15 protein-coding genes are annotated in these 14716 nt (G+C 60.4%); 6 read left to right on the forward strand and 9 right to left on the reverse strand.

The features are described 5' to 3' along the window. Positions 1 to 42: 42 nt before the first annotated feature. Positions 43 to 1809, reverse strand: a complete 1767-nt coding sequence (locus KUF55_RS11870) for a GNAT family N-acetyltransferase (protein WP_218816758.1) — start codon at positions 1807 to 1809, stop codon at positions 43 to 45. 47 nt (positions 1810 to 1856) lie between these two features. Here KUF55_RS11870 and KUF55_RS11875 point away from each other — a divergent pair, with 47 nt between their 5' ends. Further along, positions 1857 to 2648, forward strand: coding sequence for an alpha/beta fold hydrolase (locus KUF55_RS11875; protein WP_218816759.1), 792 nt, complete (start codon positions 1857 to 1859; stop codon positions 2646 to 2648). 75 nt (positions 2649 to 2723) lie between these two features. Here the strand turns inward: KUF55_RS11875 and KUF55_RS11880 are convergent, their stop codons facing one another. The 3 genes from KUF55_RS11880 to KUF55_RS11890 all read right to left on the reverse strand — a co-directional run bounded on the left by KUF55_RS11880 (position 2724) and on the right by KUF55_RS11890 (position 5046). Then, positions 2724 to 3923 carry a mechanosensitive ion channel gene (locus KUF55_RS11880; protein WP_218816760.1) on the reverse strand — a complete coding sequence of 400 codons (1200 nt, stop codon included), beginning with the start codon at positions 3921 to 3923 and terminating at the stop codon, positions 2724 to 2726. 30 nt (positions 3924 to 3953) lie between these two features. Continuing rightward, the gene (locus tag KUF55_RS11885) at positions 3954 to 4202 is read right to left on the reverse strand and encodes a hypothetical protein (RefSeq protein ID WP_218816761.1); all 249 of its coding nucleotides are present in this window, start codon (positions 4200 to 4202) and stop codon (positions 3954 to 3956) included. 148 nt (positions 4203 to 4350) lie between these two features. Beyond that, the gene (locus tag KUF55_RS11890) at positions 4351 to 5046 is read right to left on the reverse strand and encodes a hypothetical protein (RefSeq protein WP_218816762.1); all 696 of its coding nucleotides are present in this window, start codon (positions 5044 to 5046) and stop codon (positions 4351 to 4353) included. A 90-nt stretch (positions 5047 to 5136) separates the two neighbouring features. On the opposite strand from KUF55_RS11890, the gene KUF55_RS11895 reads away from it, so the two are divergent. From KUF55_RS11895 to KUF55_RS11910, 4 genes are all read left to right on the forward strand, one after another. Further along, entirely contained in the window at positions 5137 to 5718 is a 582-nt protein-coding gene (locus KUF55_RS11895; protein WP_218816763.1) for a hypothetical protein, read from the forward strand. A 456-nt stretch (positions 5719 to 6174) separates the two neighbouring features. Further along, entirely contained in the window at positions 6175 to 6867 is a 693-nt protein-coding gene (locus KUF55_RS11900; RefSeq protein WP_218816764.1) for a histidine phosphatase family protein, read from the forward strand. Between the two features lie 24 nt (positions 6868 to 6891). Beyond that, complete coding sequence (locus KUF55_RS11905; RefSeq protein WP_218816765.1) at positions 6892 to 7452, forward strand: DUF3090 domain-containing protein; 561 nt, start codon at positions 6892 to 6894, stop codon at positions 7450 to 7452. Beyond that, positions 7452 to 8219, forward strand: coding sequence for an SCO1664 family protein (locus KUF55_RS11910; RefSeq protein WP_218816766.1), 768 nt, complete (start codon positions 7452 to 7454; stop codon positions 8217 to 8219). The genes KUF55_RS11905 and KUF55_RS11910 overlap by 1 nt, the downstream gene beginning before the upstream one ends. A gap of 349 nt (positions 8220 to 8568) precedes the next feature. Here the strand turns inward: KUF55_RS11910 and KUF55_RS11915 are convergent, their stop codons facing one another. The 3 genes from KUF55_RS11915 to ychF form a co-directional block, all read right to left on the reverse strand. Further along, positions 8569 to 8973 carry a hypothetical protein gene (locus tag KUF55_RS11915; RefSeq protein WP_218816767.1) on the reverse strand — a complete coding sequence of 135 codons (405 nt, stop codon included), beginning with the start codon at positions 8971 to 8973 and terminating at the stop codon, positions 8569 to 8571. A 342-nt stretch (positions 8974 to 9315) separates the two neighbouring features. After that, positions 9316 to 9828: a peptide-methionine (S)-S-oxide reductase gene (locus KUF55_RS11920; protein ID WP_218816768.1), complete on the reverse strand. Its 513-nt coding sequence runs from the start codon at positions 9826 to 9828 to the stop codon at positions 9316 to 9318. Positions 9829 to 10017: 189 nt separating this feature from the next. After that, entirely contained in the window at positions 10018 to 11103 is a 1086-nt protein-coding gene (gene ychF, locus KUF55_RS11925; protein ID WP_132358532.1) for a redox-regulated ATPase YchF, read from the reverse strand. 53 nt (positions 11104 to 11156) lie between these two features. On the opposite strand from ychF, the gene KUF55_RS11930 reads away from it, so the two are divergent. Continuing rightward, complete coding sequence (locus KUF55_RS11930) at positions 11157 to 12383, forward strand: DNA recombination protein RmuC (RefSeq protein WP_218816769.1); 1227 nt, start codon at positions 11157 to 11159, stop codon at positions 12381 to 12383. A 121-nt stretch (positions 12384 to 12504) separates the two neighbouring features. Here the strand turns inward: KUF55_RS11930 and KUF55_RS11935 are convergent, their stop codons facing one another. Both KUF55_RS11935 and KUF55_RS11940 read right to left on the reverse strand, forming a co-directional pair. After that, positions 12505 to 13605, reverse strand: a complete 1101-nt coding sequence (locus tag KUF55_RS11935; RefSeq protein ID WP_218816770.1) for a 4-hydroxy-3-methylbut-2-enyl diphosphate reductase — start codon at positions 13603 to 13605, stop codon at positions 12505 to 12507. A 53-nt stretch (positions 13606 to 13658) separates the two neighbouring features. After that, positions 13659 to 14603: a hypothetical protein gene (locus KUF55_RS11940; RefSeq protein WP_218816771.1), complete on the reverse strand. Its 945-nt coding sequence runs from the start codon at positions 14601 to 14603 to the stop codon at positions 13659 to 13661. Between the last annotated feature and the right edge of the window lie 113 nt (positions 14604 to 14716).

The raw sequence follows: 14716 nt of genomic DNA on the forward strand, positions 1-14716 counted from the left end.
AGAGCATGAATCTGGCACCGTATGCGTCACAAAAACCGGCAATCACAGCACGCGCTTGAGCCCCACGTGCGTATTCTCGTAGCCGAGCCGGGAGTAAAACTGTTGGGCGCGGACTCGAACCTGCTCGGTGGATATCTGAGCCAGCGTCGCACCGCGGGCTCTTCCGTGTTCGTGAGCCCATTCGAGCATTGCCGTCCCAACACCTCGGGAGCGTTGGGCGGCGGCAACCCTGAGCCCCTCGATCTGCAGTCGGGCGGCTCCCCCACGTGATAACCCGGGAATGATGCTCAGCTGCATGGTGCCGATGATCCGCTCGGCCTCATCACGCACGACGGCCAGGTACTGCGATGAATCACGGGCGATGGCATCAAAGGACGCCTCATAACTTGCGATCTGCGCACCCTCCCGGCCGCCTCCGATCTCGTCATCGGATAACAATTGCACCATTGCCGGGACGTCCGCTCGGCTGGCCCGCTGAACTCGATAGATGCGTCCGCCCAACCGTAGTTTGCCTCCGACCGAAGCGCGCGCTGCGGAGCTGAGCCTCGCCACCAGCATGTCCAACCACGTTCCCACGTGATCACGAGCCTGCTCGGTGTCCGGATAGCGGCAACGCAAATGCAGCCCGGAATCGTTGAGAATAAACCACAGCATGACCCCGTCGGTCTGTATTGAGGCACCGACGTATTGGGCGTCGAGGCCGCGCGCGTCGATCCGCACCGGCAACCGGCGCAGATCCAGCCACGAGATGGCGAACATGCCTGGAGCTTCGGGCATTCCGCCCCACGGAGTCAGCACCTCTTGCAGTGGCCAGTTGCCCAGCTTGACGGCCTCGCGCACGGCTTGGGCGCACGCCCGCGGGTCTTCATCGGCGGATTCCAAAACGGAGTTGGTGATGAACCACCCCACGGAGTCGTTCCACATGGCGTCGTAGCGACTGTGCACCGGGAACACCGCACGCAACGGAACGCCTGCCAGGTCCTTGGTCACCGCCGTCATCGCTGAGACCACCAAGGACAGCGTGGATACACCTTCCTCGCGGGCCTGAGCCGAGAACGCAGCAGCATCATCAACGTCCAACACCTCGCGCACCTCTACCCGCTCGGCCGTTGGAGTCGGGGGACCCAGCAACAGAGGGAAACGCGGCATCACCTCGCCGCTAGCGGCCAAGACCTCTGCCCACCGACGATGAACTTTTTCTGGCGCTGGACCCACACGGGTGAGCGACTTGGTGTGCTCGGCGAAGGTTGGCACCGGCGCCAATTGCGGTTTCATTCCTGCCTGGACGGAGGCAAGCGCGGATAGCAGATCACGGGCCAGCACGAGCATCGACCACATATCCCCATGTGCGTGATCCCCAGCAATGATCACCGTGGGACCTGCGGCGGTCTCCAACACGCAGAGTCGATGGGAGGGTTGTGAGTACGGTGAGCAGGCAACGTCGAGCACCTCACGCAGCGCATCGTTCACTGCCTGCCCCGGGCTCAACTGGTGTGAGATCCAGTCACCGCCGTGCACCGCGACCTCGTGAAGTTGGGGGTCACCGTCTTCACCCGGGGTGAAAACCGAGCGCAGGGTCCCATGCCGACTAATAACCGCTAGCCATGCTGCGGAAAGCTGGTCTCGGGGCACCGGTGCGGGGAGACGGAAGGACAGCGCCATCCACGATCCGGCACGGTCACCGGCCCCCACGTGGCGTCGCTGATCGAAGGACACCGGCAGCGCTGCTCCCAACTGACCGACGGTCACCTGGTAGCTCAGCAGTCGGCCAAAAGGCAGGCGCAGATGCGCAATATTGGTCAGCCGCATGTCGGATATCCTATACCCGGGAATGGCCCGAGAGTCGAGGAGTCGCCATGTCGAAATTCCATGTTCCCGATGCCGGGCTTGACGTCGAACTGAGCGACGAGGGAGGCCACCCGGTCATCCAGCTTCACGGACTCACCTCGAGCCGTCGACGCGACCGTTTGTTGGGTCTGGATCTGGGTCGCGGACTCAGCGGGACACGCTTGCTGCGTTATGACGCACGCGGCCACGGTCTCTCTACCGGGCGAGCCGTTGCTACCGACTACAGCTGGCACGTTCTGGCCGATGACCTACTACGGCTGCTCGACCACTTCTTCCCCGGCGAAAAGGTGCACGGTGTGGGCCCATCAATGGGAACCGGGACGCTGCTACACGCCGCGGTGCTTGACCCTCAGAGGTTCAGCAGCCTGACGCTGATGGTGCCGGCCACCGCCTGGGCAACCCGAGCCGCGAAGGCCGAAGAATACCGCGGCGCCGCCGATGCGATCGATGCGCAGGGAGTCGCAGCATTTCTTGCCACAACGGCTCAGGTCACTCCTCCCCCGGCCACCGTGGGCGTGCCAGACACCGTGCCCGACGTCCCCGATGCCGTCCTTCCAGCCCTTTTCCGTGGTGCCGCCCTGAGCGATCTCCCCACGCGCGAGCAGATCGCCGGGATCACCGTACCGACCACGGTGCTGGCGTGGATCGGTGACCCCGCCCATCCGGTCTCAACGGCAAGCACACTCGTCGAGCTGCTGGTCAACGCGACTCTCGAGGTGGCACATACCCCCGAGGATGTTGCTCGCTGGCCCGGGATTTTGTCCCAAGACGTGCAAAAGGCACGGCTGGCAGCGGGATAATTTCCCAGTGCCAGCCGTGCCTTTCCGAACCTATTCGGCCACTTTCCCGCCGAGCGGTTCCCTGTTAGCTAACTCTTAGCCGAGCGGATCGATTGGGGCCGAGTGTGTAGCCGGTGGCTGCTTGTTCTCCACCTTCTGCAGTGCCCGAGCTGCCGCATCGCGACCTCCCAGACCGAAGGCCAGAGCTGCTGCCAGTGCCCCACCAATAACAACGGCACCGAATGCCATGTTGATGATGGAGTCGGCCAGGCCCATGTACTTCAGACCCATCGCGATGAAAAGCACGATGGTGGCCCAGCGAATTACGGTGGCCGCGGTCCCCGGACCGACGATGGACACCACGATGTTCGCAATGACAAAGCCGGCGGCAATGATCAGTCCGCCGAACAACACGTTTCCTGCCAGGGCTAGAATCTGGTTCAGGATGTTGGTGACCTCGGGGAAGTTCATCAGACGCGCCGCCATGATGCCGAAGAACAGCATGATGGCGATTTTCACCAGCGTCGCGATGATGCTCGAGGCACTCTTATCGGCAGGAACGATGCCCCACTTATGGACCACCGAGTCGGTGCCAATGCCCTCGAGCGTGCTTTGAAGGATGGTGCCAACAAACTTTGCGATCACGAAGCCGATGGCCAGCAAGATCAGGGCTGCCACGATTTGCGGAATGGCGTTCATGATCATGGTCAGCATTTGCTGAGCAGGGTCGGAAATGGCGGCAATTCCTAGAACCTGAAGGGCGCTAATGCCGACAACAATGATGATGATGGCGAAGAGCAGATTGCCGATGATTCCAATGATCTTGGCGTTTTGTTCACGCGTCTCTTCAATGCTCGGTTGTACTGCCCCGCGCTTCAATTTCGAGGTGAGTTTGCCGAAGTCAACCGCTCCTAGTGCGGTGGTCACCAGCTGCCTGACGATCTTGGCAATCATGTAACCGATGAAGAAGATGATGCCTGCGCCAATGAGGTTAGGGATGAATCCCATGACCTTACCGAGCAGATCCTGCACCGGTGATAGTACCTCGGAGAGAGCAAACACCTGAAGAATAGCTACCAGCCCGAAGAGCCAGATGATCAGTGCTGCAACCTTCCCCAATGATTCCCCGACTTGTGCCCCGTCGTTCCCCTGACGCTGCAATCCTTTAACTCGCCCCACGAGTTTTCCAATAGCCCATTTGACGATCTTGGCCAGTAGCCAAGTCACCAGCAAGATAATGACAGCAATGACAACTTTTTGCGACATGCCGGCCCAATCGAAACTTTCCATATTCATGAGAAATCCTTCAGTTGGTGGAAACGTGCCTTAAACCGCCGACCATCCTTTCCTAAAATCGATCTGACTATAGACAACATCTTCCACAGCTCTATGACAAGCACTGCTGGCACCAACGGCCTGTGGTTTTGCCTGCGGTTGAGTCTCGACCTCTACTGATTCGTCACCATTTGCAGAGGAAACATGCGGATTTGCTCGATGATGCATCATTTTCATGTTGAATCGAGTTTTCTTGATCGAATTTTTGGTTTCGGCAATTCGCACATCGCCCCAAGTCATTACCGAACAATGCTCCGTCAGTGGGTCCCGCGGCGATTTAACGACGAAGCCCCCTTTCAGTTCACTAAACATTCCGTGAACTGAAAGGGGGCTTAGCTGTCCACCGTCGGAACGCTCCGTCAACACGGTGATACCGAAGCGATGTGGTTTACCTAGACCACGGAACGTAGTGCGATCGACCTTCCCATGAGCCGTGTTCGGAGAGCGGTCTGAAGCGCAACGTCGTAAATTCGTGGTGGAAGTCGCGGCGCTCGCGTTCGGTCATCGCTACGGTATGACGGCGCGCGGCCTCACCATCATCACGACCAAAAACCATCCCGGTCATCGCACGGGTGCTCGTCCAGATCGAAAACGTTGACACGCTCCGTGGCAGTCGAATGGCCGCCATGGCAAGGGTGGCTTCGGGGTGATCGCGGATCTGACGTTCGACGGGGCGCCCCCAACGGATAAACCGAGGCAGTTCGGGTAGACGCATGCGGGCCAAGGTCACGGCTACCACCGGTTCATCACGTTCTAGGGGCGCCGTCCCATCTGGTTCAAGGAGTAGTTCGTGTACTTCACCCCAACGGCGTACAAACTCCAGCCTGACATGCCACCCCTCGATCAACGTCCGGCCAAACGGGTGATGGGACAGAAAGTCTTCGAGCGCTGCCTCGTCCTCCCATTGCGCAAACACCGCAATGCGCCGGAGCTGCATCCGGCGCGGGGAGATCACCGCCGCCCCCAGTTGCATTCCGGCAAGCACTTCGATGTGGCGTAGGCCAGGGGCTTTCGGCGGACGTAGGAGCCCACCGGCTGCCTTGAGCAGTGTTAGATGGGCGAGATGAAACGAGTAGATGCTCATGAAGCAGCCACGCGTGTCCGATTATTCATCTCCTGATCCTCACAGTGGTGAGGTGGGTGGGTCAAATGGCACCAGAACATACCTAACCCAATGAGTCCTAAGAACCTTTTTCGCCCCCGTTCACCGCGCCGAGTTGCCTCGGGCAACACACAACACACGCTGTTCACCGGGCGGATCGCCGAGTGTCGGCGCCCAGCTCGGCTCGGTATTCTCGAGCGGGTTAAGCCGCAAGTGCATAATGTGGTGTACGAACCTGACCAGATAGGAGATGGGCACCGTCCGATGAAAAAGTACCGAATCAACGGTGCCGAGATAAACGGCATCTCAGACCTCTACGAGCAGTTCAATCGAGAACTGATGGCAGACCAAGACTGGCGCCTCGGGGCAAGTCTGGATGGGTTTAATGACATTCTCTACCGAGTGGATAGCGAGATCCGCGCGGGGAATCCGGCAAAGTTTGTTTGGCTTGACCATGCTCACAGCCGTGATGCGCTCGGAATCGATGAAACTCAGGGGTGGCTGCAGAGCAAGTTGTCACAACCGAGTTCCTTCAACCAACAACGAATCCAGGCGGATCTCGACGAGCTGCGGAACGGCCTCGGGAAAACGTACTTCGAAATCATTCTCGAGATCTTCGCGGATCACCCGCTCATCGAGCTCGAACTACGATAAACCGCCAACTTCCTCTCTTCGATTCAGTCGATCAGAACGAAGTCGAGGTATGAACCAGCTAAAAGACTGAGTCTCGAGAATGGCAAAAGTAGGAGACCCTTTCGCTGACGAAAAGAAGAACCGCGCAGCCTTTGAGTGCCCATGACTCTTCGCGCGTAACTGGGCGATATTGCGGATCGCAGAACAATATGACCGGGACGATGTCACTAGTAGTTCACCCAGCGCCCACGTTTGTCGATGGTTCAGCGTTCCTCCCAGTCCACGCATAGGAGTGCACTACGCGGGCTGGGATCGAATGGGTCCACGGGTCACACGCTATCCGGGCGCAGGACGCGCGTGAATGCATGAACAGATCAAGGGGCTACACCCGAACCGGTGAGCAGTAATGGGTCATCAGCTCGATGACACGTGGCTTCTGGACTGGGTTCCTGATGGTCGGGTGGTTAGGGTGAGTGCATGGCGACAGTTATTCTCGTACGGCACGGCCGGACCACAGCCAACGCAACTGGACTACTGGCAGGACGTGCCCTTGGCGTCAGCCTGGATGCGATCGGGCGAGACCAGGCTGCACTGACCGGAGAACGACTCGCGCGTGTGCCTCTGGTCGGAGTGGTCTCGAGTCCTCTCGAGCGTTGTCGGCAGACCGCACAGTTTATCCTCGATCGCCAGAGCGGCGCCCCGGACACTCCACTTGACCCCGATCTCACCGAGTGCGATTACGGCCAATGGCAGGGCCGCCTACTCAGCGATCTCGCGACCGAGGATTTGTGGCCGGTGGTCCAGTCGCAACCGTCCGCCGTGGTCTTTCCCGGAGGCGAATCCATGGCCGCGATGCAGGCTCGGTCGGTGGCAGCCATTCGCCGCCATGACGCAGCATTTGAAGCCGAGCACGGAGCAGGGGCCGTGTGGGCGGCAGTGAGTCACGGTGACATTATCAAGTCGATCCTCGCGGACGCCCTGGGCATGCACCTTGACCTTTTCCAACGTATTAATGTGGGCCCCGCATCGGTATCAATCGTGCGCTACGGCCCCAGTCGTCCGAGTGTTTACGCGACCAACACCGATGCGGGCGATCTATCGTGGTTGTCGGGCGATATCCCCTCTGGCGATGCGCCGGTGGGCGGCGGCGCGGGTCACAAGACGTCATAAGGCTCATGCGCCTAGAATATTGACATGCCTACACTTGTTCACGAGTTTTCTTGGCCCGATCGAGTCGTCATCGGCACCATTGGTCTTCCGGGCGCGCGCACGTTCTACCTGCAGGTGCGTGCAGGGAAGCAAATCGTGAGTATTGCGCTGGAAAAGCAGCAGTCGGCTCTGCTCGCGGAGAAGATTGACGAAATTCTCGACGAGCTCATCACCGTCGACAGCAATCCCTTCAGCATTCCCACGGGCACTCCCCCTGAACTTGTTGACAATGAACCGCTCGAGGCCGTCGCGGAGCAGTTCCGCACTGGGGCTATGAGTCTGGGGTGGGACCCAACCATGGCCCAGATCATCCTTGAGGCCCATCCCATCACCGATGACGATGCCGACGCTGCTGACAACGACGAATCGCTTCATGAGGGCAGGGCTAACGAGCCCGAAATGTTGCGAGTGCGCATGCCCGTCGGCAGCGCCCGAGCATTCGCCAAGCGCACCCGCGAGATCGTGGATGCGGGGCGTCCCATGTGCACACTCTGCGGTTACCCCAAAGACGCGGACGGACACATCTGCAACGTTCCCGAACTCTGATGCCAACCCCAGACCTAGTGGCCGATGAGCTGGTGCTCACCGGCCGCATCACAACGGCGTCAAACGCCACATTTTTGGGCAGCATCGGCGACGTCACCGTCGTCTATAAGCCAATAGCGGGCGAAAGTCCGCTGTGGGATTTTCCCCAGGGAACGCTGGCCCACCGAGAGGTGGCCGCATACCTGGTCTCGCAGACCTTCGCCTGGGGCGTCGTGCCCCACACCTGGTTGCGCGATGGTCCGCTGGGTCAAGGAATGGTGCAGCTTTGGCAGGAGCAGGATCCCGCCCAAGACGCCGTAAACCTGATCGCGGCGGACCACGTTCCGGCGACGGGGTGGAAGGAGGTGCTCCAGGGACAAGATGAGAACGGACGTTTCGTCGCCCTCGTCCACGAAGACACACCAGTGCTGCGACGCATGGCGGTATTCGATGTCGTCGTCAACAACGCGGATCGCAAAGGTGACCACATCCTGGCCCTGACCGACGGACACCGGCACGGCGTGGACCACGGGCTCACCTTTCACCGTGACCACAAGTTGCGCACGGTGCTATGGGGATGGCGGGGAGAGGCGCTCACCCCCGACGAAGAAGACGGCATAGATCGTGTCAGCGAGGCACTGCGTGGTGAGCTCGGTCGAAAGTTGGCGGACTTGCTCAGCGTTGAAGAAATCGCAGCGCTTGCCGCACGCTGCGCGCACTTGCGCTTGGCAGGGCGGTTTCCGGCTCCAAGTGGTGAGATGCCGGCGGTTCCCTGGCCATTGTTCTAATGCAATGACGGCTTCTGACTTCACGGTTCGTGCCACCTTGAGTCGGCATCTGCCGGTACGTCCGCTGTGCGGATCCCACGCCAGAAACGAATGGCGCCTATAAGTTCTGACCGACTTTGATTGCGGCCGCGGAATGCGTCGCGTCTTTGGTATGCAACAGAATGTTGGCTGCATTGAGATGGCCGCCGCTGGGCAAAAGCGAATGGCCTTCACGAACATCTGTCCTTGGCGGCCATCGCATGAGGTTTCATGCGGGGAAAGATCTACACCGTGAAGCGGAACTTCACCACTTTCCCACGTGGCGACATCTCCGGTGACTGAACGGCGCACCCGTCCGTACCTCTGATGATCACCTCAGTGGTGCCGCGTAAATCCTCGTGGCAGGCAATTCGTGCCAAGTGAGCGAGATCGCGCCGGGTGTTGATCTAAGCGCTCCGACAAGCGCATCGGCACCATCTTCTACCGAGTCAAACCCGTCCTCGCCCGCAGATGCCAGAACGATGTGCCACACTCCGTCGTCAACTGGCGCAGTGACTGCTACCGCGAAACCACCGCGGTAGTACCGGCTTACGCCGTCCGGGACTTCAGCATCCAGATCACGTTTGAGGGATTTCAAAAATTCCTGCACCGCATTTGCCGCGTCCGGGCCACTAATAGCTGCCTGAACCTGAACGGAGGTATCCACACCGTGCGGCCAGTCTCTGTACCAGATATCAGTTGGCTGGAATGAAACAACTACAGAATCATCGCGCATTACGTATCCTTCCCGAACTCCACAGGGATGCGAACGTAGAGTCCGCGATCATGGCTAAATGCTAGCGCTGCGTATGTAGTCCGTGCTTAGTCCGCCAATTCGCAGCGGCCGGAATTTCAGGGCAGAGGACCAAAACTTCTAATCGGCTTCCCTGAGACACCGTCGACAACGTCGGCTCGTGGTGAAAAAGTCACCTCAGTTATGAGTGTGATCACGCGCTTTGCTTGCTGATGCACAGATTCCGTATATGTCCGCCGCAGGCAAACTTAATCAGGAAGATCCTAGACGTTGAAGCGGAACTCCGTCATATTCCGGCACACAACAACTTCTTGCTGATCATCACTAGTGACCTGCTAGATCAACATCACTCTGGTACTTAGTCAGTTGTTCCACGGAAAGGTGACAGGAATCCTCGGGGAAACGTGCCAGCCGATCCTGATGTTCCTCGGCGCTTCGCACATAGTTAGCCAGTGGTAGCACCTCAACGGCGATTCGGTGAGCGTCGTCTCTCGCCGCGGTGAAAGCACGAGCCTCTTCGAGGTGGGTCAGCTTGTTGGAGTAAAGACCAGTTCGATACTTCTGACCGAGGTCTGGTCCCTGTTTGTTGACGCTGTAGGGATCAATAATCTCGAAGAGATAGGCCATCAACTGCTCGACACTCACAACCGAGGGATCGAATCGTGTTCGCACGCATTCCGCATACCCGTCGTAGGCGCTGTCGATACGCTGGCTGGTTCCGTTGGCTCTTCCGGCCTCGGTGCTCGTCACCCCGGGCAGCGTAGCGATGAAAGCCTGCACGCCCCAGAGACAGCCGCCTGCCAAATAAAGCTCCTCAACCACTCGCTCGGCATCCATCTACCGATCATACGGCCGCCTAAGCGACGGTCGTTCCGGAGCGAACGGAACTCGAGTACAACGGCTGCCTCGAGTTTAGGCGAGATTTCCGCGGGCTACTCGATACACGCAACCGCAGATATGGCCCCGATTGCCGAAGCAAACGGGGCCATATCTGAAACGCGCGTGGACAGGCAAAGCCCAGTAAAGCTAGACGTTGAAGCGGAACTCCACGACGTCGCCGTCCTTCATGATGTATTCCTTGCCCTCGATGCGCGCCTTGCCAGCGGACTTAGCCGCCGCGACAGATCCGGCTTCGACCAGTTCATCAAAACCGAAGACCTCGGCCTTGATGAAGCCGCGCTGGAAGTCGGTGTGAATGACGCCGGCGGCCTGCGGGGCGGTGGCGCCCTTCGGGATGGTCCAGGCACGAGTTTCCTTCGGGCCTGCGGTGAGGTAGGTCTGCAAACCCAGGGTGTAGAAACCAACACGAGCCAGCTTGTCCAAGCCCGACTCGTTGTAGCCTGCATCCTCAAGCATCTCGGCTGCGTCTTCTTCGCTCAGCTCGGAGAGTTCGGATTCGAACTGGGCATCCAGGAAGATGGCCTCGGCCGGAGCCACGAGGGCCGACAGTTCGGCCTGCATCTCGGTGTTGGCCAGACCTTCTTCGTCGGTATTAAAGACGTAGATGAACGGCTTGGTCGTCATCAGCTGCAGCGGTGCCAGCTCGCTGATGTCGATGCCTGCGGCCTTGCCTGCTGCATAAAGCGTCTCGCCCTTTTCCAGCACCTTCTGCGCGGCCTTGATGGTCTCGATGTACGACGCATCAATCTTCTTGGCACGCAGCTCTTTATCAAGACGCGGCAGCTGGTTTTCGATGGTCTGCAGGTCAGCGAGGATCAGCTCGGTAGCGATCGTCTCGATGTCCGAGGCCGGGTCGACCTTGCCGTCGACGTGAATCACGTCGGGGTCCGAGAAGGCGCGCGTCACCTGGCAGATGGCCTCGGCCTCGCGGATGTTGGCCAGGAACTTATTGCCCAGACCTTCACCCTCGGAGGCACCCTTAACGATGCCGGCGATGTCCACGAAAGACACGGTTGCCGGAAGGATGCGCTCGGATCCGAAAATCTCGGCCAGCACCTTCAGGCGAGCATCGGGCAACGGCACGACACCCACATTGGGTTCGATGGTTGCGAACGGGTAGTTGGCCGCGAGAACCTGCGCGCGGGTAAGAGCATTGAACATTGTTGACTTGCCGACATTGGGCAGTCCGACGATTCCGATTGTAAGAGCCACGGGAATAGAGTCTACCGTTCAAAACTGTCGGTGGGTGCTGTCATGGTGCTCACATGGATGCTCTTTACTGGGTCACGGCCCTTTGCACGCTGATTGTTGGGTTTGTTCTAGGCGTGTTCACATGGTGGTTTATTAACCGTGCGCCGCTATCAGCCGCGCGCGCCGGGGCTGCGCTGGTGAGCAATGAGTTGGCGCTCACCGCGCAGCTACTCTCCGGCGCTCAGGCTCAGGTGGCCGAGCTGCGCGATCGAATCACGGACGATCGTACGCGCGATGGGCAGGAGCAGTCGGTACTGCTGGCTTTGGCCCCCGTGACAGATCAGCTGCGCCGGGTGGGTGCGCAGGTTGCGACGCTGGAACGTGACCGGGTGCAGCAATTCGGAGCGCTGCGTGAGCAATTGGCGCAGGCGGCACTGAACGATTCCGAACTGTTGCGCACCACCAGTTCCTTGGCTGCGGCGATGGTGAACAATGCAGCACGCGGTACTTGGGGCGAGCTGCAATTACGTCGTGTGGTTGAGGCGGCAGGCATGCTGGCTCACGTGGACTTTATTGAGCAGCTTGGCACGGCCACCGGGCTTCGTCCCGACATGGTGATCAAGTTGCCGGGCAACAAGCTGATCATTGTGGATTCAAAGGTGCCGTTGAGCTCCTATCTGAAGGTGCAGCAGCTCTCCGGCTCAACCCAGAGCGAGTCCTTAACCCGGGCCAAGCTGCTGATGAAGGAACACGCCAAGGCCCTGCGTCACCACGTTGATGCGCTGGCGGCTAAGTCCTACTGGAACTCGGTGGAGGGAACCCCGGAACTGGTGGTGTGCTTCCTGCCCGCCGAGTCCTTTCTGGCGGACGCACTGGAGGCGGACCCCGAGCTGCTGGATCACGCCTTTGGGAAGAACGTCGCACTGGCGTCACCGGCCACCTTGCTGGCCATGCTCAAGGGACTGGGTTTTGCCTGGCGGCAGGAATTGCTCACGGCCAACGCGCGGGACCTCTTTGTTGCCTCTCGGGAGCTGTATGACCGACTCGGGACCATGGGCGGGCATGTGGCCAAGCTGGGGTCGTCCTTGCGCGGCAGCGTGGAGAAATACAACGCCTTCATCGGCACCCTTGAATCCCGGGTGCTACCCAGTGCCCGGCGCATCCGCGATCTCGATCCGGGGCTTGGCACCGAGCAAGACCCAGCCGCGGCGCTCCACTCTTTACCGCCCATCGAAGCCACGCCCAGGGCGCTGAGTGCCGATGAGCTTCTGGGCACGGAATCTCTGGAGTCCCGGAGATAGCCGGGTTAGCGGGAGGGCGCCGGTCGATCAACGAAGCCGGTCATTAAACAACAGTGCCGTGATGCCCCGCTGGGGCGTCACGGCACTGCTTCACCCGGCGGCAGCCGGTGATCGATCGAAATTAGCTGCTTATATCCGAAACGGTGATGCGGCCGCCCGGGCCGCGGGAATCATCGCCGGCCTCCTTGAGCTTGGCGCGGATCTCCTTGGGCAGCGAGAAGAGGATGTCTTCCTGCGCGGTGGTGACTTCCTCAACGGTTCCGTAGCCGTAATCGGCCAGCAGTGCGAGCACTTCGCGCACCAGCACCTCCGGCACCGAAGCTCCGGAGGTCACCCCAACGGTGCCAACGCCAATCAGCCAGGACTCATCAACTTCCGAGGCGTAATCAACGCGGTAAGCGGCCTTGGCGCCGTGTTCCAGGGCAACCTCAACCAGACGCACCGAGTTCGACGAGTTCGAGGAACCGACCACGATGACCAGGTCACTCTGCGGGGCGATGGCCTTGATAGCTGCCTGCCGGTTGGTGGTCGCGTAGCAAATGTCATCACTCGGCGGATCCTGCAGGTTGGGGAATCGGGCGCGCAAGCGGCGCACAGTCTCCATGGTCTCGTCCACCGACAGGGTGGTCTGCGAGAGCCAGATGAGCTTGTCCGGGTTGGACACCTCAACGGTGTCGGCCTCGGCCGGATTGTTCACGATCTGGGTGTGTTCCGGTGCCTCGCCGTAGGTTCCCTCGACCTCTTCGTGCCCTTCGTGCCCGATGAGCAGGATCTCGTAGTCGTCCTTGGCGAAGCGCACCGCTTCCTTGTGCACCTTGGTCACCAGCGGGCAGGTCGCATCGATGGTGCGCAGTCCGCGGTCAGCTGCCGAGGCCACCACAGCCGGGGAAACGCCGTGGGCCGAGAAGACGACCAGAGCGCCCTCGGGCACCTCGTCGTTTTCTTCAACAAAAATGGCGCCGCGGGCCTCGAGAGTGGAGACCACATGCAGGTTGTGGACGATCTGCTTGCGTACGTAGACCGGTGCGCCGTAGTGCTCCAACGCTTTTTCCACGGCAATCACTGCACGGTCAACGCCGGCGCAGTAACCACGCGGGGCGGCCAGCAGCACGCTGCGCTCCCCCGGGACCGGAGCAGCTGCGGCAATTTCTGCCGGCGTTTTGCGCGATCGAGGGATTCTGGGCATCGGAAGGGAGACCTGGACGGTGGAACTGGTAGCCATGAAACTAGTCTACTGGGCCGGTGGAATCGCTGCCGTGACTTTCCGCCATGGGCCTAGCTCGCCCGTGGCGCGCGGACCACCTTCGAACGCGCCCAGAGCCAGCCGACGGACCCGAGAACCACGACAAAACCAGCACCGATCAAGATGGTGGTGATGGATCCTAGTTCGCCGCGCAGCCCGGTGATCAAGGCTGTGGTGACCAAGCTCTCCACGCTGGTGCCCTGCGCGTGAGCATCCTGCGTCCCGGCGGCCAGCAGTGACGAAAAGCGTGCGCGCAGGATTCCGCCGAGCACCACGGCCGCGGCCCCGGCGATCAGCACCGCGGTGCGGCGTCCGGCACCAATACCGCTGAGCAACCCCAGGACCGCGGCGAGAACGGCGCCGGCGGCAAACCAGCCCCAGCCGCGGGCCAGAGCAAGCCAGGAGTTCAGGGTCTCGGTAGGCAGTTGTGAGACCTGCGGCCAACCGGTATCCAGCACCGTCGGTGGGACGTTCAGCGTGTTGGGGAGAAGTGCTCCCAATCGTGAACCCGCCAGCGAGCTATGCAAGGCCTCATAACCCGAGCCAACCAGTGGTGCCACGTCCAGGCGCAGTGACACCTGCTCGGTATCCTCCGGTGCCGCGGCAGCGGCATCAAGCCGTTTCACGAAATCGGCACGCGACGTTTCAACGGTTTGTTCCCACGAGGTGGCAAAACTTGGGGTATCCAACAAGGCGCCGGCGGCGATGGTGGTGGCCCTCTCCAACGGGATCAAAAGGATCGAGGGCAGCGAAATCTCCTCGGTGATCCGCGCCGAGAGTGTGGCACTGAGTTCTTGTGGCAGCGCCTGACGCAGCGCCGGGTCCACGGCCAACGGCGCCAGAATGCGTTGGAGCGGCTCGGGGGTGTCGATCAGTCCGACGGCCTTGGAACCGGCCATCGCCATGGTGCCCAGCAGTACGGATAGCAGCAGGAAAACGCAGGCGACCACATTGCGGGCCGTACGAGAAATATTCACGATGCTCCTAGACTGGTGCGGACACCGGATGGGCCGGGCGCGCCCGGAAACGGCGCTTTGTCCTACGTTACTGGTATCAACGATGATGGTGGAGGTTCAACACCGCCCACTGC

Origin of the sequence: Paeniglutamicibacter sp. Y32M11 (genome assembly GCF_019285735.1) — a bacterium.
GTDB lineage: Bacteria > Actinomycetota > Actinomycetes > Actinomycetales > Micrococcaceae > Paeniglutamicibacter.